Here is a 25217-nt window from a genome sequence, read left to right as displayed (position 1 = left end):
GAGCCATGCTCGGCAGAAGCCTTACCGGTAATGCCCCAGCCGAGCATGGCTCGGCACTACACGGCCAAACGCCTGCCGAGTATGGCTCGGCACTACAGGGTCAGTGCGTGCCTGCCGGCGGCGGCACCACCTGCTGGCCCACGCCGCTGGGCACCGTGTCGTAATAGCGATTGGTACGCGTATCCAGCACCCGGCCCGGGCTGGTCTGGCGCATATGCGGCGCCGGCTGGCCCTTGCTGTCGTAGATCGGCCGCGCAGGCTGCGCCGGCTGCACGATCGGCTTCACCTTCGGAGCCGGTTTGGGCGGCTTGACCGACGGCGGACGCACCCCCTGCGGCTCCCGCGGCGTGGATGGCGGCAGCTGCGGTGGCGGCAAGGTCACCGGGCGCGTCGCCGTCGGTGCCGGTGGCTGCTTCAGCTGTGCCTGCAGCACCAGCGGCCAGGCCACCAGCAATGCCATCACCAGATACAACGCCCGTTTCATCGGCCCCTCCTGTTGTTGCACGTAGAAGCATGCGCCGGCACAGCTTGCGCGGCGATGAATGCGCCCTTGGACTGGCGCCGGCCCGCCCCTACCATTGATACCTGCCCCACGGATTCCGCGCCATGACCGCTTTCGACCTCAGCCCTCCCAGCCCCGCCCAGCGCGACGCCCTTGTTGCCGGCCTCAGCGCCGAGGAGCAGCGCGTACTGTTACAGCACGGCACCGAGGCACCGTTCTGCGGCGTATTCCTGGATAACAAACGTGACGGCGTGTACTGCTGCCGGATGTGTGCCCTGCCGCTGTTCCGTTCCAGCACCAAGTTTGATTCGGGCACTGGCTGGCCAAGCTTCTTCGCCCCCTTCGACCCGGCGCATGTGCGCGAGATCCGCGACATCAGCCACGGCATGATCCGCACCGAGATCGTCTGTGCCCGCTGTGGCAGCCATCTGGGCCATGTATTCCCGGACGGCCCACCGCCGACCTTTGAACGGCATTGCCTGAACTCGGTATCGCTGGGTTTCGTAGAGAACGGCCAGCCCTACCCTGACCCGCTGCAGCGCGGCGGTGCCGAGGCACAGCCAGCGGCCTAGCCCGTAGTGCCGAGCCATGCTCGACAGAAGCTTTACCGCCGTAGTGCCGAGCCGTGCTCGGCAGGGGCTTTACCGTTGTAGTGCCGAGCCATGCTCGGCAGAAGCTTTACCGGTAGAGCCTCAGCCGAGCATGGCTCGGCTCTACAAGGGCAGGTTGCTGAATCCGCCAAACAAGGCAGGGCTCTACAGATTCTGCTCTGACGGCCGACAACGGGATATCCCCATCCCCGCGTCTGTTCCCCATGCTCATCATCGTCGGCCTGCTCATTGTCATCTTCGCTGTCCTGGGCGGTTACGTCGGTGCGCACGGCCGCCTGGCCGCGCTATGGCAACCCTACGAGCTGGTCATCATCGGCGGCGCGGCGCTGGGTGCGTTCCTGATCGGTACGCCGCTCAAGACCGTCAAGCAGACCCTGCGCGCCACCGTCAGCGTGTTCAAGGGCCCGCAGTACAAGCGCCAGGACTATCTGGACGTGCTCAGCCTGCTCTACGAACTGCTCAACAAGGCGCGCCGCGAAGGCTTCATGGCGCTGGAAGAGCATGTCGAGAACCCACAGGACAGCGCGGTGTTCGCCAACTACCCAAAGGTGCTGGCCGACCATCACCTGCTGGACTTCATCACCGACTGCCTGCGCCTGATGATCGGCTCCAACATCGAGCCGCATGAGCTGGAACCGCTGCTGGAACTGGAGCTGGAAAAGCACCACCACGAGGCGCTGGAACCGGCCCACGTGCTCAACAAGGTGGCCGATGGCCTGCCCGGTTTCGGCATCGTCGCCGCGGTGCTGGGCATCGTCATCACGATGGGTGCCATCGGTGGTGACATCAAGGAAGTGGGTGCGCACGTGGCCGGTGCGCTGGTTGGTACCTTCCTCGGCATCCTGCTCGGCTATGGCTTCATCGGCCCGCTGGCCGCGGCGGTGGAAGCGCGCGCCGAACAGGACGCACGCATCTACGAATCGGTGAAGACCGCGCTGCTGGCCTGCCTGCGCGGCTACAACCCGAAGATCGCGCTGGAATTTGCCCGCAAGACCGTGCCGTCGGCATTGCGCCCGGGCTTCAGCGAGTTCGAACAGCATCTGAAGTCGGTCAAGTAAGGCGCCACGCATATGACCGAGAACACCAAACCCACGGTGATCGTGCGCCGGGTGAAGAAAGTCCAGGGCGGCGGCCACCACGGCGGTTCGTGGAAAGTGGCCTACGCCGACTTCGTCACCGCGATGATGGCCTTCTTCCTGGTGCTGTGGCTGATGGCCGCCACCACCAAGCCCGAGCGCGCGGCGATCTCCGAATACTTCCGCAACCCCAGCCCACTGGCTGGCAGCAGCAGTACGCCTGCACCCGGCATGGCCGGCCCCGGCGGCGCCAGTACCTCGATGATCAAACTCGGCGGCGCCACCGATGTGTCGCGCGGCACCAGCAATGACCCGTTCCAGAACAAGCAGGAAGCGGTGCCGACGCCGGTGCAGGAACGCGAGCGCGACCGGCAACGACTGGAGGCACTGAAGCAGGAGCTGCAGGAAGCGATCAGCAAGAGCCAGGCGCTGGAGCCGTTCAAGGACCAGCTGCTGCTGGACATCACCCCTGAAGGCCTGCGCATCCAGATCGTGGACAAGCAGAACCGGCCGATGTTCGACCTCGGCAGCGCGCGCCTGATGCCGTATACCAAGACGATCCTGCTGGAGCTGTCGCACTTCATCAACCAGGTGCCCAACCACATCAGCATCACTGGCCACACCGACACCACCGCCTATTCCACCCAGCTCGGCTACGGCAACTGGGAGCTCAGTGCCGACCGCGCCAACGCCGCGCGACGCACCCTGCTGGAAGGTGGCATGGAGGAGATCAAAGTGGCGCGCGTGGTCGGCCTGGCCTCCTCGGTGCTGTTCGACAAGATCAACCCGCAGAACCCGATCAACCGCCGCATCAGCATCGTGGTGATGACCAAGGAGGCCGAGGCCGCGGCGCTCAATGAGACCGCCACGCTGGCCTTGCCGCCCACTGCGTCAGCAGAGCTGGAAGTGGATGGGGTGCCTTCGGCGGTGGAGTGAGGGCTGTTGCTCTCTCGGCGATCGGAGACCTGAAGCTACCCCTCCCCAGCCCTCCCCTTGGCCTGCGGCCAAAGGGAGGGGGCGAAAGCGGGCCTGCGCCCAGATTTCGCCGGGCTGCACGAACAGCCCCCTCCCTTTCGCGCAGCGAAGGGGAGGGTTGGGGAGGGGTGATTCCAGCATTCACCCCACAGGATGAAACCTCCCTGCCCAGCCCCAGCAAACGCCAAACCGGCTTGGCGCCTACAATAGGCATCGTTTTCCACTAGCCGAATCCCATGTCCAAGCTCTCCAAAGCCAAGCGCGACAAGCGCAAGAAGCAGGCCCCGCGCCGTCCATTCGCCCGTCTCAACAGCCAGCAGCAGGTGCAGAACCACGCTGTGCTGGTGAATGAAGAAGGTCAGGTCGTGGCCGCCATCGGCCTGCAGGGCACCGAATGGCTGCTGTCCATCGGCGGCCAGACCATGGGCAATGCCGACAACCCGGTGCCGATGCTGGCCATGCTCAAGCACCTGGCCAATGTGCAGGAAAAGGAAGGCCGCAAGGTCACCCTGGAGTACTCCGCAGCGCTGCAGCAGATGATCGACGACCTGGCCGCCGACGAAGGCAAGACCGCCGACGACTACCTGGCAAACCTGGTTTCCGAGTTTGAAGGCATCGAAGGCGAAGAGGCCACGGAAGTGGCTGACGACGCCATCGCCATTGCCGAAGAAGTGCCGGACGCTGAAGTCGACGCCGACGGCAAGCCCAAGGCCTGATCCAGGGCCGAACGTGACGGTCTATATCGACGATGCGGTACATCCCTGGCGCGGCGAGCGCTGGGCGCATCTGATGGCCGACACCTTGCCCGAGCTGCATGCGCTGGCGCAGCAGCTCGGGATCCCCCGCAGGGCGTTCCAGAACCGCCCCAGCGGCGTGCACTACGACGTGCCGGCGCCGCTGCATGCGCAGGCCATCGTGCTGGGCGCACAGGCGATATCGCGGCATACCGATCGCACACTGGTGCGGCGCGTGATTGCCAATGCGCGGGCGCTGTACCAGCCGGAATAAGTGCAGCGTAGTGCCGAGCCATGCTCGGCAAGGGGCTTTACCGGCAAACCTGATATGTAGAGCCGAGCCATGCTCGGCAGCAGCTCTACTAGTACTGCCCCAGCCGAGCATGGCTCGGCACTACACATGGACACTACTGGTAATGCCCCAGCCGAGCATGGCTCGGCTCTACACATGGACGCTACTGGTAACGCCCCAGCCGAGCATGGCTCGGCTCTACAGGGGCTGCGGGCTTAGAACGGGTCGCTGCCGGGGCGCACTTCCACGCCCAGCAACGAGCACAGCGCCAGCATCGCTTCGTCGTCACGGCTCAGGGCCACCCAGCCGGCGTAGGCGTCTTCACCGGTATTCCAGTTCCACACCGTGTAACCGTGCTCACGCAGGCGGTCATGGGCGGTGGTCATCAGCATGGGCACGTCCAGGTCGGCGGTGAAGTCTTCGTCATCGAAGTCGCCCCCCCAGGCAATGTCCAGGTTCCAGCGCACGGCCATTTCGTTCAGCGCGGCGACAAAGGAATCGGTGTCCTTCCAGTCCACGTAGAAACCTGAACGCCAGTCGATGGCATCCTTCAGGTCCCACAGCCATTGCTCGTCGCTGGAATCTTCCTCGGCGCCGGCGCGCGCTTCACGCCAGGCGTCGAACTGCGCCAGCGCGGCGTCTTCGTCACCGGGATTGATCAGCCACAGCAGGTTCCAGACCCGCGCCGGATGGTCGTCTTCGTCGAAGTCCGGTTGCAGTTCGTCAGAGTCTTCGTAATCGGCGCTGTTGTCAGGCATGAGGCGGTTTCCACTACGTAATGCCGCGCATTCTGCGGCCAGCGGCGCGCCAGCGAAAGCCTTGGCGCGTCACAGCGGGTATCCTTGCGCCCCGAAGAGGGCCACGGTGGCCTTCACTGAAGCACTGATATGAGCGATACCCCTCCCGATCATCTGGCGATCAACCCGCAGAGCCCGTTCCACAATGCTGAAGCCCTGCAGCGTGGTGTTGGCGTCCGTTTCAACGGCGTCGAGCGCGATGACGTGGAAGAGTATTCCGTGCAGGAAGGCTGGATCCGCGTACAGGCCGGCAAGGCCCGCGACCGCCGTGGCAACCCGATGACGCTGAAGATCAAGGGTACGGTTGAGCCGTATTTTCTTGAGTTGAAGAACGTTTAAAGCTTGAAAGCCTGCATGGCTAGCTAGGAGCCTGCCCTCACCCCAACCCCTCTCCCGTGAACGGGAGAGGGGCTCGGATTGTGGCGGCTCGTAGCGCACTAGCCCCTCTCCCGCTTGCGGGGTGAAAGGAGCAGCTTGCGAACCACTGGTTCGCTGCTCCTTGAACGGCCTTGCGCCAGCGCAAGGACCGGGGCGCGGAGCGGGGGTTGGGGTGAGGGGAAGCCCCTGGCAAGCAAACCCCACAACACACCCCTCAATCCCTTTGCCGGGTCTCCAGCAAATCCAGATTGCGGATCAGCTTGCGCGCGATCTCATCGGATACCTGCCCGCGCCGGGTCAGCCGGAACAACTCCTCACGCTCGGCATTCAAGCCGGCCGTGCGCAGGCTGCGATACGCCTGCTCCATGCGCCGCACCTGTTCCGGGTCTTCGTCCGGGCCCTGGCCTTTTTCCAGATTGCGCTGGTACAGCAGGCTCACCCTTGCCGCCGCATCGTTGAGCAGCTGCACCGCCGTGGTGGATTGCCCCTGCACCAATTCCTGGCGGGCCTTTTCCACAGCCGCCAACGCCGCCTTGGAGGACGATCTGCGGGCCAGATCCTCTTCGCGCCGGCTGTCATCGTCCTTGGGCAGCTCCAGGCCCTTGAGCAGGCGCGGCAACATCAGGCTGGCGCCCACCAGCGATACCAGGATCACTGCCGCGGCAAGGAAGATCACCAGGTCACGCGCCGGGAACGGTTCGCCACCGGGGACCATCAGCGGCAAGGTCAACACACCGGCCAGGGTGATGGCGCCGCGTACACCGGCCACCGACATCGCCAGCACCACCCGCCACGAGGTACTGGTTCCCTTCTCGCCACGCATCCGCGCCCGGAGCAGGTTCCAGCGCAGCGACAGCCACACCCAGACCAGCCGCAGCACCACCAGCACCGCATTGATCGCCAGCACGTACACCAGCAGCCACCAGGCGCTGTGGTGGCCGGTAGCCGACATCGTCTGGATCGCACGCTCGACGATGCCCGGCAACTGCTCGCCCAGCAGCACGAAGATGATGCCGTTGAAACTGAACTGCACCATGTTCCAGACCGCGTTGCGCTGCACGCGCATGCTGCCGCTGATGCGGCCGGTCAACTCCACGTAACTCATGGTCACGCCTGCCGCCACTGCCGCCAGGATGCCCGATGCATGCAGTTCTTCGGCCAACAGGTAGGCCGCGAACGGGATCAGCAGGTTCACCAGCAAGGCAGCGCCGGGCTCTTCGCCGAAGCTGCGCCACAGCCAGCGCTGGAAGGTGGACACGCCCCAGGTCACCGCCACGCCGATGATCAGGCCGGCCAGAGCCACCCACAGGAAGGTCAGCGAGGCCTGGGCCAGCGAGAACGTACCGGTCATCACTGCCGCCACCGCAAAGCGGAAGCAGACCAGGCCCGAGGCGTCGTTCAACAGGGACTCGCCTTCCAGGATGTGCATCAGCCGCTTGGGAATCGGCGCGCGCGAGGCGATGGCGCTGACCGCCACCGGGTCGGTGGGCGAGATGATCGCCGCCAGCGCGAAGGCCACGGCCAGCGGCATCGATGGAATCATCCAGTGGATCAGCAGGCCGGCGCCGACCACGGTGAACACCACCAGGCCGAACGCCAGTTCCAGGATGGCGCCCTTGTCGCGGAACAGGCCCTGCTTGGGAATGCGCCAGCCATCGAGGAACAGCAGCGGCGGCAGGAACAGCAGGAAGAACATATCCGGCTCAAGCGCGTGCCCGCGATTGAACACGCCCGCAATCAGCGCGCCCAAGCCGATCTGCACCAGTGGCAACGGCAATGAGAAGGGGAGGATTCTTACCAGATAGCCACTGGCGACAACCGCCACCAGCATCGCCAGAACAACTTCAATCGTGTGCATGCCCGTTCCACGGAATCACTACCACGACAGCAGGCTGCCGACACTGGCAGTGGCGGATGAATACCGGGAAATTACCACAGCAATCCGATGTTGCTGGTGTCGCTGCTGTTGCTTATTACGCGCAGATGCATGAAAGCCGTGGCTGGCGGCGGCCGCATCGGCCAGCGCCAGCCACGCAGCTTGGTCGGCTGTGCGCTGTGCCCTTGCCACTGCACCCGCAGCACGCAGCACGCAGCACGCAGCACCAGTTTTCAGGCCGCGCCGTCGAAGCGATAGATGTCCATCGCCAGAAAGCCCATATCAATGCCGGCATCGATCCGTTGTGCACCGAGCCGGTCACTGCCGGCCGCGCCCATGGCGAAGTACAGCGGCAACAGGTGCTCATCGGTGGGATGTGCCTGCATCGCGAACGGCGCCTGCTGGCGGTAATCGAACATCGCCTGCAGGTCATCGGCGTGCAGCTTCTGCTCCACCCATTGGATGAAGGGGCGCACATAAGGCGCCTCCTTGCCGGCCTCGTAGTGGTGCCAGTCGTGCAGGTTGTGGGTGATGCTGCCCGAGCCGATCAGCAATACGCCCTGCTCGCGCAACGGGGCCAGTGCACGGCCCATCGCAAACTGATGCGTGGGGCCCAGCGAGGGCTGGATGGACACCTGCAGCACCGGAATATCGGCTTGCGGGTACAGGTAGCGCAGCGGCACCCAGGCGCCATGATCGAGCCCGCGCTGAGGGGCGATGCCCGGCTGCAGGCCGGCAGCGGCCAGCCGCTGGGCCACGTCCTGGGCCAGCTCAGGCGCGCCCGGCGCCGGGTAGTGCAGCTGATAGAGCGCCTCGGGAAAACCACCGAAGTCATGGATGGTCTGCGGCTGCGCCGCCGCCGACACCTGCGGCGTACGCTGCAACCAGTGCGCCGAGGCCATGACGATGGCGCGCGGGCGCTCCAGCCCGGCGGCCAGTTCAGCCAGGCGCGGCCCCACCAAACCCGGCTGCAGCGCGGTCATCGGCGAACCATGCGAGATATAAAGGGAAGGCAAGGGGCGGCGCATTGAAAGCTCCCGGGATTTGCGGAGCACACAGGTTATTGCGCGGAGCTCGAGCAACAAATAACCTCAACGTCAACGTTTTATTTCAAAAACGGAAACAATGGACACCATCGATGCCATGCGTGTGTTCGTCACGGTGGTCGAGCGCAACGGCTTCAGCGCCGCCGCCGATGCCCTGGACATCTCCACCGCCGCCGTCACCCGCCAGGTAGCCGCACTGGAAAAGCGCCTGTCCACGCGCCTGCTCAACCGCACCACGCGCAGGGTCAGCCCGACCAGCACCGGCGCGGCCTATTACCAGCGCTGCATCCAGCTGCTGGCCGAATTCGACGATCTGGAAGCCTCGGTAGGCGCGCAGGCGCTGCAACCGTCCGGGCGGCTGCGCATCAACGCACCGGTCAGCTATGGCATCGCCCGACTCGGCGCGCTGTTGCCGGCCTACAGCGCCCGTTACCCACAGGTGGAACTGGACCTGCAGTTGTCCGACCGCCAGGTGGACATGGTCGAGGAAGGCTTTGACCTGGCTATCCGCATCACCCGGCACCCGGCACCCAACCTGATCGCGCGGCAGCTGGCGCAGGTGCGCATCCGCCTGTGCGCGGCGCCGTCCTATCTGGCCCGGCGCGGCACGCCCGTCAGCCCGGAGGATCTGGCCGCCCACGATTGCCTGGCCTATACCTACTCCGCCGGTGGCGACAGCTGGCAGCTGCTGGGGCCGCAGGGCGAAATCACTGTGCCGTTCGTGCCCCACCTGCGCGCCAACAATGGCGAAGTGCTGCGTGAGGCCGCCATCGCCGGCATGGGCATCATCGCCCAGCCGGATTTCATCATCGAGCAGGCGCTGGCCGACGGCCGCCTGCTGCCGGTACTGCCGGATTGGGAAAGCCCGGCCATCGGCATCCATGCGGTGTATACCAGCCGCAGCCACCTGGCGCCCAAGCTGCGCAGCTTCATCGATTATCTGGTCGAGTGCCTGGACCCGAGCGCTGCCGGCTCAGGCTGAGCGGCTTTCATCCAGCATCAGCAGGACCTGCTCCAGCGGCATCGGCCGCCCCAGCAGATAGCCCTGCACCTGGTCACAACCGTGCGCGGCCAGCCAGCGGCGCTGGCCCTCGGTTTCCACGCCCTCGGCAATCACCGACAAGCCCATGCTGTGGCCCAGCGACAGCAGCGCACGGCAGATGGCGGCGTTGCGTGGATTGCTTTCCACATCGGTGACGAAACCGCGGTCGATCTTCAGCGAATCCAGTGGCAGATGCTGCAGGTAGGACATGCTGGAGAAGCCGGTACCAAAATCATCCAGCGCCACGCCCACGCCGTTGGCATGCAGGTGCCCAAGCGTCTGCAGGGCCTGGGTCGGATTACGCATCAGCACGCTCTCGGTGAGCTCCATCTGCAGCGCGCCACGGGCCAGGCCGTGGTCCTGCATGGCACGGCTGAATTCACCGACCAGGTCGCTGTTGAACAACTGCACCGCCGATACGTTCACCGCGATTGGCAGGTGCTGCCAGCCGGCCGCCGACAACTGCTGCTGCGCGCGCGCGGCCGCGTGGATGACCCAACGGCCAAGCGCGATGATCAGGCCGGTGTCTTCGCACAGCTGGATGAAATCGGCCGGCGGAATGAAGCTGCCGTCGAGCTGTGGCCAGCGCAGCAAGGCCTCCAGCGCCACCGGGCTGCCTTCGGCGGCATCCATGATGGGCTGGAAGTGCAGCACGAATTCGCCGCGGTCAATAGCGATATGGATACGCCCGGCCAACTGCAGGCGTTCGGTGTAATGAGCCGCCATGCCTGCGTTGAAATTCAGCAGAGCCACGCCGGTTTCGCGCGCGGCATGCGCGGCCTGCGCGGCGCGGCCCAGCACCTGCTCGGCCAGCTCGCCATCCAGCGGGCAACTGGCCACGCCGATGCGCGCTTCCAGCTGGTGGTAGGTATCGCGGCCACGGATCGGTTCGGCCACCGCCGCCATCAGCGCATCCAGTGCCAGCTGCGGATCGCGCTCGCCTTCAATGGCCAGTACGAAATCCTCGGCCGGCTGGTGTGCCAACAGACCGTAACGCGAGGCCAAGCCCCCCAGGCGCACCGATACGGCGCGCAGCGCCTCCTCACCGGCGTCGCGCCCCAGGGTGTCGGTGATCATCTGCAGACCGCGCAGCTGCACGTGGGCGATGGTATAGCCACGGCTGCCGGCATCCAGGCGCTCGGACAGCGCGCGCACGGTCAACAGGCCGGTACCGGCATGGTGACTGGCGCGGTAGGCCAGCTCGTTCTCGTAACGCAGGCGCTGGCTGACATCTTCGGCCAGCACCAGGCAGGCATTGCGGCCGTCGAATTCCAGCTTGGCGAAGTGCCCCTGCACAAGGAAGGCGCTGCCATCCTTGCGCAGATGGGTGCTGACCTGCAGGCCGAGCAGGTCACCGCTCAAGGCGCGGCCTGCACTCTGACGGATCTCGTCCCACTCCACCGCCGGGCGGATATCCAGGATCGACATCGCCAGAAACTCTTCGCGGCTGTAGCCGTACTGGTCAATCGCGGCCTGGTTCACTTCCAGAAAGCGCAGGGTGACCAGGTCGAAGATCCAGAACGGCGCCGGATTGCGATCAAACACCAGCCGGAACTGGCGTTGTGCCTCCTGTGCGCGCGCCTCGGTGTTGACCCGTTCGCTGATATCCACCACCGCGCCGGCCAGGCGTTTGCTGTCACCAACATCGTCGACCAGTTCACCGCGCGCCGACAGCCAGCGCAATGAGCCATCGCCACCGCGCAGGCGGAACATCGCGTTCAAGGCACCCTTGCCGGCCAAGGCCCGCAACAGCATGTCGTTCAACCAGGCACGGTCTTCCTCGTGTACCCGCGCCAGGAATCCTTCCAGCGACGCGCTGCGCCCGGGCAGGCCCAGCATCTGCTGGGTCAGCGCCGACCAATACACGATTGGCCTTGCGCCATGGATGGACCAGGTACCGACCTTGCCCACTTCATGGGCCAGCGCAAGCTCGGCATTGCCGGCCTGCACCTCTTCGCTGAGCTGGCGCTGGTGCCGGGTGCTGCGGCCCACGCGGTACAACAGATAGGCAAAACCGGCCAGGTACAACAGGAAGATGCCGATCGAGGCGTACAGCAGCAGATACCAGCCTGCCATCACTTCCTGGTAGGACAGCGACGCGTACAGGCTCAAGGGGTAATCCATCGGCACGCTGACCGCCGCGATGCGCCGTTGGCCATCGTAGGGACTGATCACCGTCCCCTGCTTGATCACTTCCGCTGACGGCTGCAGGACCTTCATCGGCCGTGCCAGCTCCTTGCCAACCAACTGGGCCGGGTCACGGCTGTGGGCAAGCAACTGACCGTATCGGTTGCCAATCGAGGCAGTGCCGTCGCGGCCCAGGTCCAGGCCGCTGACCACGTCCTGGAACGCACCCAGCCGAACCCGCGTCAACAGCCACTGGCCCGGCTGCACCTGCAGCGCCGCGCGCAGCACCCAATGCTGGTCAGGCATGCGCTCCAGCGCGCCCAGATACAGGCCACCGGTGAGCAGGCGGTTCTCCTCAAGCACCCAACTCTGCAAAGTGGGATCGCCAACACCGGCCGAGAGCGGCGTGCCGTGATCATCCACCAAGGTCACCGAGGCCAGATCCTGGTTGCGCTCAAGCACACCCCGCAAGCTGGCCTCAAACAAAGCAGGTGCCTGATCAGGCACCTGGCGGTAGAACTCCCGGCAATCACTGGCGCTGCCGCGCAACGCGCGTTCCCAGGTAACCAGCTGTGCTCGCAGCAGGCGGCTGCTGCCACTGGCCAGTGCCATCGACTGCCGCTGCGCTGCTTCCAGGCGGCTGTTACGGTCGTTCCACAGCATCGTGATCAGGGCGGCAGCAAGCAGCAACGCCACCGCCACACCGGCAATGACCATGACCCGCAATGGATGAGCCGGCGTTCTGGTCACCGGTGAGTCCAACGCATCAGTAGGTGGTCAGCTGGCATTACGTATGTTGGTCCTGGCATCACTACAACTAGGAGCCGTCAGGTGGGGACCTGCACCGGCCGCATGCGAACACCACATACCCCGTGCTGCCGATGTCTCCCCAGACACCATCTACAGCGCGTTCGCTCAAGCATGCAGCACAACCACCGTCGGCGTGAAGAGTGCGTGACCAATTTTCTCGCATTCCCCGTACTTGTGCACATTCGTCAAGTGCCAGAATCGATATCTTTATGAACGGGGTTGGAGGTCTAGACTTGTCGCACACATCCTCCGGATACCGTCATGGTCCTGCAACGTTCCTTCCTCGTACTGGCAATCGGTGCCGTGCTTACCCTCAGCGGCTGCGGCAAAGAGGCAAGCGCGCCTGCGGTTGACAGCAGCGCACCACCCAAGCCGGCCGCCGCAGCCAAACCGCAGCTGGGCAGTTTTGGTTTCGATGCCGACGGCATGGACCGCAGTATCGCCGCCGGCGACAACTTCTTTGACTTTGCCAATGGCCAGTGGGTGCAGCGCACCGAGATTCCGGCTGACCGTTCCAACTATGGCAGCTTCAATGTGATCGCCGAGAAAACCCTGGCCGACACGCGCGCCATCATGGAGGAAGCCGGCAAATCCGATGCCGCCGATGTGCGCAGGATTGGCGATTACTACGCCGCGTTCATGGACGAAGCCGGCATCGAGACGCGCGGCACCGCGCCGGTGCAGCCGGCGTTGCAGGCCATTGCCGGCATCGCCGACAAGCCGGCGCTGGCCAAGGCACTGGGCGCCGGCATGCGCGCCGACGTCGACCTGCTCAATGCCACCAATTTCTATACACCGCACCTGTTCGGCGTGTGGGTGTCGGTGGACCTGCTGCAACCGGACCGCAACGCGCCCTACCTGGTGCAGGGCGGGCTGGGCATGCCGGACCGCGACTTCTACCTGCAGGAAGGTCGCATGGCCGAGCTGCGCAAAGCCTATGAAGCCTATGTCGCCCAGCTGCTGACGTTGTCGGGCGACAAGGACGCTGCCGCCAAGGCCGAGCGCATCGTCGCGCTGGAAACCAGGATCGCCCGCGCCCACGCCACCCAGGAAGAAACCAACGACGTGCAGAAGGGCGCCAACGCCTGGAAGCAGGCCGACCTGGCCGGCAAAGCACCGGGCATGGATTGGAAGGCCTTCCTGGAAGGCGCAAACCTGGGTGCGCAGCAGGACTTCATCGTCTGGCAGCCCAAGGCCGTAGCCGGCCTGTCCAAGCTGGTCGCCAGCGAGCCGCTGGATGTGTGGAAGGATTACATGGCATTCCACGCGCTGGATGAGGCAGCAGCGTATCTGCCCAAGGCCTTCGCCGACGCCCACTTCGCCTTCCACGGCACCGCCATGAGCGGCACCCCGCAGCAGAGCGACCGCTGGAAGCGCGCGGTGGCCGATACCAACAGCGCGGTTGGCGAGGCGGTTGGCAAGATCTACGTCGAGCGCCACTTCGATGCGGCCACCAAGGCACGCGCCGATGAGATGGCCAAGAACATCATCGCCGCCTTCGCCAAGCGCATCGACGCGCTGGCATGGATGTCACCGGAAACCAAGGCACACGCCAAGGCCAAGGTTGCCGGGCTCAAGGTGGACATGGGCTACCCGAGCAAGTGGCGTGACTACAGCGCGCTGGAGGTGAAGCGCGACGATGCACTGGGCAATGCCCAGCGTGCCTCGTTGTTCGAATACCAGCGCAACATCGCCAAGCTCGGCCAGCCGGTGGACCACAGCGAGTGGGCGATGCTGCCGCAGACCATCAATGCGATGAATGTGCCGCTGGAAAACCGCCTGGTGTTCCCGGCCGCGATCCTGCAGCCGCCGTTCTTCGATGGTGCGGCGGACGATGCGATCAACTACGGCGCCATTGGTGCGGTGATCGGCCATGAAATCAGCCATGGTTTCGACAATGCCGGTGCACTGTTCGATGAAACCGGCAAGCTGCACAACTGGTGGACGGCCGATGACCTGAAGAAATTCAACGCCGCCGGCGATGCGTTGGCCATGCAGTTCGACAGCTACGAACCGTTCCCCGGCGTGCACGTCAACGGCCGCCTGACCCTGGGCGAGAACATCGCCGACGTTGCTGGCCTCGGCACCGCCTATGACGCGTACCGGCTGTCATTGCAGGGCAAGCAGGAGCAGACGCTGGAGGGCTTCACCCCGGACCAGCGCTTCTTCCTCGGTTTTGCCCAGGCCTGGCGCAGCAAGGCGCGTGAGCAGGCGCTGCGCAATTCGCTGCTGACCAATGTGCATGCGCCGGGCCAGTTCCGTGCGCTGACCGTGCGCAATCTGGATGCGTGGTATCCGGCGTTCGACGTAAAGCAGGGGCAGAAGCTGTATCTGGCACCTGAGCAGCGGGTCAAGGTCTGGTAAAGGCTTTGCGCTCCCTCCCTTTGGCCGAAGGCCAAGGGGAGGGTTGGGGAGGGGTCGCTTTTCGCTCGTAACGCCCCTGCCGAGCATGGCTCGGCACTACGGCGACTCTGGCCACGCAGACAGCACTGCAGGCTCCTGCCCTACCCGCTTGCAGGCGCGGGTGGATATACCGTCATTCAAGGCGATCCGGAACAACGGCGCCACGCTGCGCAGCACCCGCGCTGCCACCACCGACTGCAACTGCTGGCCACGGCTGCGTCCGAGCAGCTGCACTGCCCAGTCCGGCAACAAGGCCGCACCGGCTGCAAGAAACACATCGCGCGACACGCCCGGCAAGGGCACCGGCAGGCGCACCTCGCTCAGCACCTCCAATACCTCGCGCGAGCGCGCATCCATGCTCAGCTGCGACTGCTGCGCCTGGAAGTACTCACGTACCTGCGCTTCGCTGGCAGGCACATCGCGCGCGCCCAGGGCCTCGGCCACACGCCGGTATTCGTCGTAATAGCGATCGGCAATGGCGGCTGGAACCTCGCGGCAATAGCGCCGGCAACCTTCCAGAAAGCCATAGGCTTCAGTGACATGCACCCAGGTCAGCAACTGCGGATCGTCCGCGGCATAGGTCCGGCCATCGGGCAGCGTGCCCACCACCTGTGCATGGATACGCCGCACCTTGGCAATCAACTTCTCCACTTCGGTCGCTGGCGCATAACTGGTCCCGGCGACAAAACTGGTGGTGCGGCGCAGCCGCCCGACCAGATCCTGGCGGAAGTTGGAATGGTCATAGACCCCGGCCAGCGCGCGCGGGTGCAGCAGCTGCAGCATCAGCGCGCACAGCCCGCCTGCCAACATGCCGGGAAATTCGGAATGAATACGCCAGGTGACGCTGCCCGGGCCAAACCAGCCCGGGTCGCCCAAGGGTGTGTCGTACTCCACCCCATTCTGGTTACGTGGAAAGGCATCCAGCACCCAGCGGCGGATGTGGGCGGTGGCGGCGGCGGAAACGGGACTGAACAGGGATGACATGCCGCCTATCGTACCGGTCTGGCTGCGCAGCTGGCTTGCGTGGAGCCCCGATCTGGCAGCTGTACAGCCGCCATCAAGGCCCAGCGCCCGCCCGGCGTGCGGCATGTGCAACCGCAGCAAGGAATGTGACGGGAGTTGAAACGTCCTTCGTGCTGGGCCATGACGCACCGCAAAAATTTCGCGCTGCTACAGCGCTACGGCGGGCATCACGGGAAGGCTCTTCGCACGGCCCCCATTGCCAAGCCGGCCGAAAGTGCTAGAACTGAGCCTGCCTGACCGCTTCAACCTGCATCCGTCGCTCGTTCCAGCAAGTATCTGCAAGGAGCTCAACATGATCGCACTGTTCAAAGGTTTGGGATTGCTGTTGCAAGACAACGAGCTGTACAACAGCCCGTTCGAGAAGCAGGTTGATCATTGGAAAAACCTGAGCGATCAGCAGATACGCGAGGAAGTGTCGGTACTGGCCAAGGCCAAGTGCCAGTGGTTGATGGCATCGATCGTGCTGTGGCAGGCCTCGTCACTGCTGATCCTGGGCTTGATCACCAACTACCTGTGGCGCGATGACTTCCATATCACCTTCACCCGCGTGGTGATCGTGCTCGGCTCTTGGGTGTCGATCCTGTTCGTGATCTGGTTCATGGCCAACATGTTCGACCACACCGCCGGCTTCGAGCGTTGGATGAAGGCCTTCAACAGCCGCGCCCGGATCAGCTCCGATGCCGACAGCGTGGACGAAGTGGCCGAAGCGCTGGAGATGGCCAAACACTATCCGGAAGTACTGGACTACAAGCAGGCCGTCACCAACACCCGTGAGCTGCGCCATGAAGACGTGCGCATCATGCGTGAGCTGGGCCGCATGCGGCAGCATTCGGAACTGGTCGGCAAGCTCAACCACATCGGGGATGATGGCTTGCGACTGCAGCCTGCGTTCTGAGCCAGCCGGGATTTCCTGCTGCAATCGCCGCGCTTTGTCGCGGCGATTTTTTTTGCGGATGGTGAAGCTCCCCTCTTTCCAACCCCTCTCCCGCAAGGGAAGAGGGCTACAGCTGCAGCTGCAGCTGCAGTTGCAGTTGCAGTTGCAATCGCAGCTTGCGCTCGCGGAGTTTCAAGTCATCTCCTTGCGGGGCTGGAGCGGCCGCTTGCAAACCGGTTCGAGGTCTCTCAAGCGCTCTTGCGTCAATGCAAGGGCCGGGGCGCGGGACGGCGGCTGGGGAGTGGGCTTGGCTGCGTCTGCACGCGCCCAAAGCCGCCCTCAGCGCCGAATGGTCACCTGCTGCGCAAAGCCAGCCGGCAATCCATCCACTACCCGCGTGCTTCCTACCACCACCACGAAATCCTGTAGTGCTTCGCGACTGCAGACCTGGCCAGCGCCACCATCTGCCCGACTGCACTGCTCGCGATACAACTGGTAGCCGCAGCGCCCGCTGTCACTCTGCAGGCATTGGAAACGGCTGACCCCGGCCACCACCGTGGTGCGGCTGAGCAGGCTCTGCTCACCGCTGATGCGGGTGATCGAGGTCTGCCCCGCAGATTCGTGGATGCCCAGCATCGACAGCAGGCTGCCGATCAAAACTGTCAGGTAATGCATGGCAATACTCCGGCATACGGCGCGGCATCACATGCCGCGGAACAGACTCATGAAGGGTTGGCTGACCACCAGCGTCTCACTGCGGTGCTTGAGCCGCAGCACGCCGCGACCACTGTCCTCGCGGCTCACCGCCGCCACCGCTTTCATGTTGACGATGGTGGCGCGGTGGATCTGGCGGAAGTGGTTGGCGTCCAGAGCGGCTGAGAGCTCGCGCAGCGAGCTGCGCAGCAGCAGTTCTTCCTCGGCGGTGACCACCACGGTGTATTTGCTGTCGGCGCGGAAATACAGCACTTCGTCCAACATCACCAAGCGGGTTTCGCGACCGTTGCTGGCGGTGATCCAGGCCAACGGTGGCGCGGCCAGTGGCGCGGCAGGCTGCCTTGCCAGTTGCTGCAACAGGCGTTCCAGCACACCCGGGTCAGCGCTGCCGGCCTGGCGGCGGGCCAGCACACGCTGGCGCGTTGCCAGCAAGCGCTCATCGCTGACCGGCTTGAGCAGGTAATCCACCGCGCCCTGTTCAAACGCGCTGATCGCGTACTGGTCGTAAGCAGTGACGAATACCACTTCGGTCTGCGGGCTCAGCTGCTGCAGCGCGCGGGCCACGTCCAGGCCGGTGATGCCGGGCATGCGGATGTCGAGGAAGGCCAGATCCGGCTTGTGCGTTTCCAGTGCCTCCAGCGCGGCGGCACCGTCCTCGCATTCGGCCACCACCTCAAGCTCCGGCCACAGGCGCTGCAACTGGGCCAGCAGCGCTTGGCGCAGCAGCGGCTCGTCTTCGGCAATGAGGGCTTCAAGGTGCATGCGGCAACTCCGGCATGTTCAGCGTTGCCGGTGCAGCTGCAGGTGCAGGTGCGGCTGCGCCAGCCGCCGTGCTGGGCAGCGGCGCCGCCGCTGCGGTAGGCATCGATGCAGCGCGCCTGGGCAGGCTGATGGTGGCTGCCATGCCGCTGGGGAAATTGGATACCAGGGCCAAGGTGGCCTGTTCGCCACAGCTCAGGCGCAGGCGTTCGCGCAGGTTTTTCAGGCCGATGCCGGTGCCGCTGTTGTCAGTGCTGATGCCCTGGCCGTCGTCGGCCACGGTGATGGTCAACTGCCCGTCCAGTTCGCGCGCCAGTATCCATACCGTGCCGCCACCAGTCTTGGGCTCCAGGCCGTGTTTGATCGCATTCTCGACCAGCGTCTGCAGCGACATCGAGGGCAGGCTGACGCCATGCAGCGATTCGGGCACATCGATCTGCAGGTTGAGCCGCGAGCCCATGCGGATCTGCAGGATTTCCAGATAGGCCTGCACCCGTTCCAGTTCCTGCCCCAGCGTGGAGACCGATTGGTCGATGCCGGGCAGCGAGCTGCGCAGGTATTGGATCAAGTGGCCCAGCATCTGCTCGGCACGGGCCGGATCGCTGCGGGTCAGTACCTGCGCATTGGCCAGCGTGTTGTAGAGGAAGTGCGGCTCCACCTGCGCATGCAGCAGGTTCAGGCGGGCCACGCTGAGCTCCTTTTCAGCTTCGGTGCGTGCGGCGTGTTCGCGTTCCTCGCGGCGCTGCTGGGCGACCTTTCCGCTCAGCGCATGGGTGACGGCTTCTGCGTTTTCGTAGTTGCTGCCTTCATCGAGCAGCAGCAGGTCGACCCAGGCCCCGGCATCGGGTTCGAAGAACAGGGTGACGCTGCTGGTATCGGCGCCGGGAATGACACGGGCGGTGATCTGGTTGTGCTTGATGGCCAGCCGCGCCATCGGATTCCAGCGTGACGGCGGGCGTTCGCCATAGGGATCGGCGCGGCGCTGGGTAGCGCGCAACTGCAGGGTACCGACCGAACGCTCCAGCTGCTCGATCCGCGGCATCTGCCCGATCACCTGTTCCAGCAGTGCAAACGCGGTGGACGCGTCCAGCGGCAACTCGACCTGGCGGCGATGGCGGTTGGCCAGGGTCTGCGAGTCGAGCCGGTCGGCGATCAGGGCGACCCGGCGGATATGGCCGACCACGGCGGTCAGCGCGAACACCATCAAGGCCATGGCAGCCAGGCCGAAGATCCAGCCCGGCGACTGGTCCATGCCGCTGAACAGGCCGCTCCACAGGAAGGCGGCAACCAGGATGGTCAGCGCCCAGGCGGCGAGGATGCGGAAACCTAGAAAGAGGCTGGCGAACATGATCAATCACCATAGGGATTGGGGGTGAGCATAGGCATCCCCGGCAAGGCCGCAAACGGCCTGCGACGAAACCCGCAAAAAGCGCGACCAGACCCGGATTGGCCGCGATGGAGTGCAGGAGGTCTTGTGGGAGCGGCGTGAGCCGCAAAGCAGGTGGAGTATCCGGAGACGGCCTTGTCCAGCGTTTCATTGGCGTCAGCTTCGCGGCTCACGCCGCTCCCACAACCTCAGCCCGCTGGTAGCCCGGGTAAGCGCAGCGCACCCGGGGGGAGCCAACAACCCCGGGGGTTGGCTTTTGCCGGTAAAGCCCCTGCCGAGCATGGCTCGGCACTACCGCTTTGCTCCCTCCCTTTCGCCGCAGGCGAAGGGGGTGAAGAAGGCCTGCTTGCGCGCCACTGGCGCGCGGCCTGATGAACGACCGAAGGCTGTGCCTTCGGGCCGGACGGGTTGGGGAGGGGTTGGCTTTTGCCGGTAAAGCCCTGCCGAGCATGGCTCGGCACTACCGGGCGTGCCAATCGGTGGGTAGCGACCAGCGCGCGACCCCGTCGCCGCACAGGCCAAGCAGGGCATCGCCCTGCGGCGCCCACTGCAACTGGCGCAAGTCCCAGCAGGCCGAGCGGCTGGGGTTCAAGCTGAGCGACTTGCCGCTGTCCAGGTTCCATATCGTCAGTACCGGGGTGCTGCCGTCGTTGCTGCCCAAGGCCAGCAATCGGCCGTCGGCCGACGCCGCAGCGGCGTTCAAGGAATTCAGCCCCGGCAATACCAGCGAATGTTTCAGCTTGCCGTTGGCCACGTCGATCACGTGCATGCCCGGATTGCGACGTTCACCTTCCATCAGCACGAAACCCACCGCGATCCAGCCACCGGCCGCAGAACCCAACGGCGCCGGCACCCATTGCGCCATGCCCGCATCGTCATTGCCATCGGCCTTGCCAAAGCGACGTGGCAGCGACAACACGCGACTGACCCGCCCGCTCGCAGCCTCCAGTTCGGTCAAACCGGCCGGGTCCTCGACCCAGAAGCCCTGCCCCGGACCGTCCCAACGCACCGGCTTGATCCGGGTGTTGCCCGGATAGCCTGCCAGCACGCCTTGCCGCGGCGCGTCGAAGCGCTGTGCGTAGATCCAGGCCGCGCCCTCGGCAGGCGGTGCCGCCTGCAGTTGCAGCACCCGCAACACCTCGCGGATGGGATTGCGTCCGTCCAGCGCATGGTCGTAGGGCACGGGACGCCCCTGCGCATCCGCCAGCCAGTTCCAGCCACCGCTGATCGGCTGGCGTACGTTCGCCGCCCATTGCACGGGGTGCGATGTCGCTGCGGCCTGGCCAACGGCATACGTGACCACTTGGCGCTGCACGGCCAGCCACGCATTGCGTCCCTGCAGGTCGGTGCTCAAAGCGGCGCGACCGGCATCCCCCTCGGCCTGCCACAGACGCTGGGGCGTATTGCCCATGCCCGGTGCCCAACGCCACAAGGCATCGGGATGGCCGCTGAGCAGCAGCACGCTGCCGTCGGCCAGCGGCCGCATGTCGTAGTACTGGCCGCCTTCCGTCTTGAGCAGACGCTGTGCGCTCGCCGCATCGGTGGCACTGCCTGGGGCTGTCAGCGTCGGCTCGACGATGCGGCTGTCAGCCGCCAACGGTGGCTGCCAATCACCGGCACCCACGCCGATCTGCGATGCCGCGCCGGGCAGCCTGCGCAATGCGTCGTACACGGGCGCGAACAGAGCCTCCGGCACACCGCGACGCATCAACCTCGGCGCGGGGCCGCCGCCCATTACGTTGAACTCGCGCAGCTGATCGATCACACCGCCATTCGGGTTTGGCCAATCATCGACGCGGCTCAAGGTAATCGCCGTAGCAGGTTTGCCCAGCGCTTCGTCGACCTGCATGACGCGTACTTCGATTGTGCTTTTCGCGCGCCCTAGCAGACCATGCCTGTGTTCGGCGCTGGCCTGCCAGCTGGCGAAGTCAACCTGCAGCTCGGCCAGCTTGTCGCTCAGCGCATCCACCGTTGGGTCGTGCTGCAGGCGCTGTTCGCGCAGCGGCAACTCTTCGGCCAGCAGTGCGCCCTGCTCCACCGCTGTGCGCAGCGCAGGCATGCGATAGCGACGGATGAATTCAGCCTTCAATTCGGGACGGCGGGCGATCAATACATTGCCCCAACCGTGGTCCATATAGGCCACGCGGGTGCGCTGCACCGGCGCGTTGAAGGTGCCCAGCGGTGCGAGGCTGGCCTGCACCACCGGCAGTACTTGCTCGAACGGCAGGGACACCACCAGTTCCACCTGTCCCAGCGGACGTTGGTTCTTTGCCAACAGCGGCGCCTGCAGCGCGGCAGGCAGGCCTTTCTCCGGCTGCTGCTGATTGCTGGGCAGCATCTGCCAGTTCGGCGGCAATGGTGAGGCGAGTGCCAGCAGCGGGAAAATCGTGCAGGCCAGGCAGAGGATTGCGCGGCATGCGCTGGTGTTTGTCATGGGTCTTCCTTGGTGGTGCGGCGAACGAGGGTCGGGACGAGCTTTGAGCGCTGTGCAGCTGCGGCCCTCACCCCAACCCCTCTCCCGCAGGAGAGGGGCTTCATGCTCCCTCCCTTTCGCACATCGTGCGAAGGGGAGGGTTGGGGAGGGGTGCTTTTCACTTTGAAGCTTCAAAGCTGCCCTCACCCCAACCCCTCTCCCGCAGGAGAGGGGCTTCAAGCGCTATTGCGTCACGCCTTATTTACGCTCTGCGGCACTCGCATCGCGGACCGCGCGGAAGCTTTCTTCCGGGCTCCAGTTCGGCCAGTCGCGCGAGTTGGCCAGCTTCTCGCCGAGCGTGTACAGCACTTCCAGATCGCGGGCGGCGCCGGCGAAGGTCCAGTCGGCCTGCCATTCATCGCCCTGCTGGTGGTAGCGCTTGGCGGTGTACTCGTCGGAGGCCTTCTTGCCAGCGGCCACGCCACCGTCGATCCAGTCCTGCCCTGCCCCGTACGACAGCGCCGGCACGCCGCGCTTGGCGAACGGGAAGTGATCGGAGCGGAAGAACAGACCGGCCTCCGGCTTGGTGTCCGGGGTGTAGCGGATATCCCATGCCTTGGCTACGTCCTTGAGCTGGTCCAGCAATTCCACCTTGGCCGTGCCGTAGATGCCGAAATCACGCGACGGGCTGTACGGCGACATGCCATCCATGTTGATCACCGCCACGGTCTTGGCCAGCGGATACAGCGGGTTGTTGGCGTAGTACTCCGAGCCCAACAAGCCTTTCTCCTCGGCGGTTACCGCCAGGAACACCACCGAACGCTGCGGCTTGGGCTGCGAAGCAAAACCACGGGCAAGTTCAACCAGTGCCGCGGTGCCCGAGGCATTGTCCATCGCGCCGTTGAAAATACGGTCGCCACGTGCGTCCGGCTCGCCAACACCGATGTGGTCCCAGTGGCCGGAATAGATCAGGGTCTCGTCCGGGTGCGTGCTGCCTTCCAGCCGCGCGACCACGTTGTGCGAGGTGATCACCTCGTTCTTGACCTGGTAGTTGGCCGAGAAGGTCTCACCCTTCAATTCCACCGGCTGGAAGTCGCGCGACTGCGCCTGCTTCTTCAGCGCTTCGAAATCCAGGCCGGCGCGCTTGAACAGGTCCACTGCCAGATCACGCTGGATCCAGCCTTCCAGCGCCGGGTGCGCCTCGGCCGGGTTCTGCCGGACCACGTCGAACATGGTGTTGGTATTGGAACCGGCCACCGTCGCCCAGCCATAGGATGCCGGTGCGGTTTCATGCACGATCAGCACGCCGGCGGCGCCCTGGCGCGCGCCCTCTTCGAACTTGTAGGTCCAACGGCCGTAATAGGTCATGCCCTTGCCGTCGAAATCACCGGCGCCGGACTCGAAATCCGGGTCGTTGATCAGCACCACGGCGATCTTGCCCTTCAGGTCCACGCCCTTGAAGTCATCCCAGTTGCGCTCTGGCGCCTTGACGCCATAGCCCAGGAACACCAGCGGCGCGTTGCGGATATCGACCTGGCTGACACCGTTCATCGCCGCACGCACGGCGATTTCCTGGCCCTGTGTCAGCGCCTGCGGTTTGCCCTGGCTGCTCAACGACAGCGCCGGCTTGCCGACGATGTCGCCCTTGAGCAACGGCACGGCCTGGGTCCACAGGCGCTGGCCGTCCTTCAGGTCGCCACCGGGCTGCATGCCAGCATCGGCAAACTGCCTGCTCAGGAAGGCAATGGTCTTTTCCTCACCCGCGGTCGCCGGTGAGCGGCCTTCGTAGGCGTCGGAGGAAAGCTCCCGGACGTCAGCCGAGATGCGGGCGCCGTCAAATTTCGGCGGGGCGGCCATCAAGGCCGTGGACACGGACATCGCCAACAGGCTGATTACGACTCGTTTCACGCGGTACTCCAGTGGTGAGGCAACCCCCGGAGTGTAGCCAGCCACGCGCGAAGGCGTGCAGTGCCTTATTGCACGGCTGCCGCGCGGGCCAGCAGGGCCTCGCGCTCACGCGCATTGCCGCTCAAAGCCGCTGCCTGTTCAAACGCCTGCCGCGCTTCGGCGGCACGCCCAAGCCGGGCCAGCAGGTCGGCGCGCACCGCCTGCAGCGGCGCGTAACCCTGCAGCTGCGGGTCATCGACCAGGTGTTGCAGCAACAACCAAGCCGTCGCCGCACCCTGCGCCTGCGCCACCGCCACAACGCGATTGAGTTCCACCACCGGCGAGGGCATCACCTCCAGCAGGCGACCGTACAGCGCAGCGATGGCCTGCCAGTCGGTCTGTTCGGCCTGGCGGGCGCGGGCGTGGCAGGCGGCGATACCGGCTTGCAGCACGTAGGCATCGTCTGCACCGCCAAGCGCTACGGCCTGCGTCAACGCAGCTTGACCACGGGCGATCTGCAGCCAGTCCCAACGGCTGCGGTCCTGATCCAGCAGCAGCACCGCCGCGCCATCTGCAGCCACCCGCGCGCGCAGCCGCGAGGCCTGCAGCTCCATCAAGGCGAGCAAGCCGAGTACCGATACCGTGTCTGGCATCAAACCGACCAGCACCCTGCCCAGCCGCAGCGCTTCTTCGCAAAGCGCTGGGCGCACCCAGTCCTCGCCACTGCTGGCGGCATAGCCTTCGTTGAACACCAGATAGACCACGTCCAGCACCGACTGCAGCCGCTGCGGCAGTTCCTGCCGGCGCGGCACTTCGAACGCCACTTTGCGCTCGGCCAGCAGGCGTTTGGCGCGGACGATGCGCTGGGCGATGGTGGGCTCGGGCTGCAGGTAGGCGCGGGCGATTTCATGGGTGCTCAGGCCGCACAGCAGACGCAGCGTCAGCGCCACCCTCGCATCGGCGGGCAGCGCCGGGTGGCAGGCGACGAACACCAGCCGCAGCAGGTCATCGCCGATGTCGTCCAGATGCTCGGACTGTTCCGCGCCCATGGCGTAGTCCTGCTGTTCGTCGATGACCTGTGCCTGCCGCTGCGCATGCAGGCGCCGTTGCCGCAGCCGATCAATGGCACGCCGTTGCGCGGTGGCCATCAACCAGGCGGCGGGATTGTCGGGGATGCCTTGTTCCGGCCAATGCTCCAACGCCGCCAGCAATGCGTCCTGGGCCAGTTCCTCGGCACTGTCGAGGTCACCCAGCATGCGCGCAAGGCGCGCGACCAGACGTGGCGATTCCATGCGCCATAAGGTATCGAGCAGCCGCTGCAGTTGTGGATCGGTCATAGGCAGCGATCAGAGCATCGCGATGCGACTGCTGCAAGTGCGGACAACGCTCTTGCAGGAGCGGCGTAAGCCGCGAAGCGGGCGAAGTATCCGATTCAAGAACGTCCATTGCTGAAGCGCAGAAGGGAGCAACAGCCAAGCCCTCCCCAACCCT

21 protein-coding genes are annotated in these 25217 nt (G+C 65.2%); 9 read left to right on the top strand and 12 right to left on the bottom strand.

Annotated features, from left to right (window positions below; all coding sequences use genetic code 11):
* Nucleotides 1-100 precede the first annotated feature (100 nt).
* Nucleotides 101-484 carry a classical arabinogalactan protein 4 gene (locus ACVOKO_RS03420; RefSeq protein ID WP_346497292.1) on the bottom strand — a complete coding sequence of 128 codons (384 nt, stop codon included), beginning with the start codon at nucleotides 482-484 and terminating at the stop codon, nucleotides 101-103.
* Between the two features lie 122 nt (nucleotides 485-606).
* Here ACVOKO_RS03420 and msrB point away from each other — a divergent pair, with 122 nt between their 5' ends.
* From msrB to ACVOKO_RS03395, 5 genes are all read left to right on the top strand, one after another.
* Nucleotides 607-1074 carry a peptide-methionine (R)-S-oxide reductase MsrB gene (msrB, locus tag ACVOKO_RS03415; protein ID WP_346497290.1) on the top strand — a complete coding sequence of 156 codons (468 nt, stop codon included), beginning with the start codon at nucleotides 607-609 and terminating at the stop codon, nucleotides 1072-1074.
* 242 nt (nucleotides 1075-1316) lie between these two features.
* Nucleotides 1317-2171 (top strand): flagellar motor stator protein MotA, encoded by an 855-nt coding sequence (gene motA, locus ACVOKO_RS03410; RefSeq protein WP_346497289.1) that lies wholly within the window; start codon nucleotides 1317-1319, stop codon nucleotides 2169-2171.
* Between the two features lie 12 nt (nucleotides 2172-2183).
* Entirely contained in the window at nucleotides 2184-3125 is a 942-nt protein-coding gene (gene motB / locus ACVOKO_RS03405) for a flagellar motor protein MotB (protein ID WP_346497287.1), read from the top strand.
* A 275-nt stretch (nucleotides 3126-3400) separates the two neighbouring features.
* Nucleotides 3401-3880: a hypothetical protein gene (locus ACVOKO_RS03400; RefSeq protein ID WP_346497285.1), complete on the top strand. Its 480-nt coding sequence runs from the start codon at nucleotides 3401-3403 to the stop codon at nucleotides 3878-3880.
* Nucleotides 3881-3893: 13 nt separating this feature from the next.
* Nucleotides 3894-4172, top strand: coding sequence for a DUF4031 domain-containing protein (locus ACVOKO_RS03395; protein ID WP_346497283.1), 279 nt, complete (start codon nucleotides 3894-3896; stop codon nucleotides 4170-4172).
* A gap of 233 nt (nucleotides 4173-4405) precedes the next feature.
* Here the strand turns inward: ACVOKO_RS03395 and ACVOKO_RS03390 are convergent, their stop codons facing one another.
* A complete protein-coding gene (locus ACVOKO_RS03390) occupies nucleotides 4406-4948 on the bottom strand; it encodes a DUF6630 family protein (protein ID WP_346497281.1) in 543 nt (180 codons plus the stop codon).
* 129 nt (nucleotides 4949-5077) lie between these two features.
* Here ACVOKO_RS03390 and ACVOKO_RS03385 point away from each other — a divergent pair, with 129 nt between their 5' ends.
* Complete coding sequence (locus ACVOKO_RS03385; RefSeq protein ID WP_346497279.1) at nucleotides 5078-5326, top strand: DUF3297 family protein; 249 nt, start codon at nucleotides 5078-5080, stop codon at nucleotides 5324-5326.
* A 253-nt stretch (nucleotides 5327-5579) separates the two neighbouring features.
* Here the strand turns inward: ACVOKO_RS03385 and ACVOKO_RS03380 are convergent, their stop codons facing one another.
* A complete protein-coding gene (locus tag ACVOKO_RS03380) occupies nucleotides 5580-7223 on the bottom strand; it encodes a Na+/H+ antiporter (RefSeq protein ID WP_346497277.1) in 1644 nt (547 codons plus the stop codon).
* 251 nt (nucleotides 7224-7474) lie between these two features.
* Entirely contained in the window at nucleotides 7475-8269 is a 795-nt protein-coding gene (locus tag ACVOKO_RS03375) for a DODA-type extradiol aromatic ring-opening family dioxygenase (protein ID WP_346497275.1), read from the bottom strand.
* Nucleotides 8270-8366: 97 nt separating this feature from the next.
* On the opposite strand from ACVOKO_RS03375, the gene ACVOKO_RS03370 reads away from it, so the two are divergent.
* Nucleotides 8367-9269: a LysR family transcriptional regulator gene (locus tag ACVOKO_RS03370; protein WP_346497273.1), complete on the top strand. Its 903-nt coding sequence runs from the start codon at nucleotides 8367-8369 to the stop codon at nucleotides 9267-9269.
* On the opposite strand, the gene ACVOKO_RS03365 is transcribed toward ACVOKO_RS03370, so the two are convergent.
* The gene (locus tag ACVOKO_RS03365; RefSeq protein WP_346497271.1) at nucleotides 9261-12206 is read right to left on the bottom strand and encodes a bifunctional diguanylate cyclase/phosphodiesterase; all 2946 of its coding nucleotides are present in this window, start codon (nucleotides 12204-12206) and stop codon (nucleotides 9261-9263) included. The two genes, ACVOKO_RS03370 and ACVOKO_RS03365, sit on opposite strands and share 9 nt — an antisense overlap.
* 321 nt (nucleotides 12207-12527) lie before the next feature.
* On the opposite strand from ACVOKO_RS03365, the gene ACVOKO_RS03360 reads away from it, so the two are divergent.
* Nucleotides 12528-14630, top strand: coding sequence for a M13 family metallopeptidase (locus ACVOKO_RS03360; protein ID WP_346497269.1), 2103 nt, complete (start codon nucleotides 12528-12530; stop codon nucleotides 14628-14630).
* 96 nt (nucleotides 14631-14726) lie between these two features.
* On the opposite strand, the gene ACVOKO_RS03355 is transcribed toward ACVOKO_RS03360, so the two are convergent.
* Nucleotides 14727-15653, bottom strand: coding sequence for an oxygenase MpaB family protein (locus ACVOKO_RS03355; RefSeq protein ID WP_346497267.1), 927 nt, complete (start codon nucleotides 15651-15653; stop codon nucleotides 14727-14729).
* Between the two features lie 331 nt (nucleotides 15654-15984).
* Between ACVOKO_RS03355 and ACVOKO_RS03350 the strand changes: the two genes are divergently transcribed.
* Nucleotides 15985-16587: a hypothetical protein gene (locus ACVOKO_RS03350; protein ID WP_057629895.1), complete on the top strand. Its 603-nt coding sequence runs from the start codon at nucleotides 15985-15987 to the stop codon at nucleotides 16585-16587.
* A gap of 318 nt (nucleotides 16588-16905) precedes the next feature.
* Here the strand turns inward: ACVOKO_RS03350 and ACVOKO_RS03345 are convergent, their stop codons facing one another.
* From ACVOKO_RS03345 to ACVOKO_RS03320, 6 genes are all read right to left on the bottom strand, one after another.
* Complete coding sequence (locus ACVOKO_RS03345; RefSeq protein ID WP_346497264.1) at nucleotides 16906-17241, bottom strand: hypothetical protein; 336 nt, start codon at nucleotides 17239-17241, stop codon at nucleotides 16906-16908.
* 27 nt (nucleotides 17242-17268) lie between these two features.
* On the bottom strand, nucleotides 17269-18042 hold the full coding sequence (locus ACVOKO_RS03340; RefSeq protein WP_346497262.1) for a LytR/AlgR family response regulator transcription factor: 774 nt from the start codon (nucleotides 18040-18042) through the stop codon (nucleotides 17269-17271).
* Complete coding sequence (locus tag ACVOKO_RS03335; protein WP_346497261.1) at nucleotides 18032-19387, bottom strand: histidine kinase; 1356 nt, start codon at nucleotides 19385-19387, stop codon at nucleotides 18032-18034. Before ACVOKO_RS03335 ends, ACVOKO_RS03340 begins: the two co-directional genes overlap by 11 nt.
* 499 nt (nucleotides 19388-19886) lie before the next feature.
* Nucleotides 19887-21860, bottom strand: a complete 1974-nt coding sequence (locus ACVOKO_RS03330; RefSeq protein ID WP_346497259.1) for a WD40 repeat domain-containing protein — start codon at nucleotides 21858-21860, stop codon at nucleotides 19887-19889.
* A 237-nt stretch (nucleotides 21861-22097) separates the two neighbouring features.
* Nucleotides 22098-23747 carry a M28 family metallopeptidase gene (locus ACVOKO_RS03325; RefSeq protein ID WP_346497257.1) on the bottom strand — a complete coding sequence of 550 codons (1650 nt, stop codon included), beginning with the start codon at nucleotides 23745-23747 and terminating at the stop codon, nucleotides 22098-22100.
* 65 nt (nucleotides 23748-23812) lie between these two features.
* Nucleotides 23813-25063: an RNA polymerase sigma factor gene (locus ACVOKO_RS03320; protein WP_346497255.1), complete on the bottom strand. Its 1251-nt coding sequence runs from the start codon at nucleotides 25061-25063 to the stop codon at nucleotides 23813-23815.
* Nucleotides 25064-25217: the final 154 nt, after the last annotated feature.

This window comes from Stenotrophomonas sp. STEN240 (genome assembly GCF_056756175.1).
The sequence above is the reverse complement of the archived record's forward strand: the minus strand, read 5'-3'. Positions and strand labels throughout refer to the sequence as shown.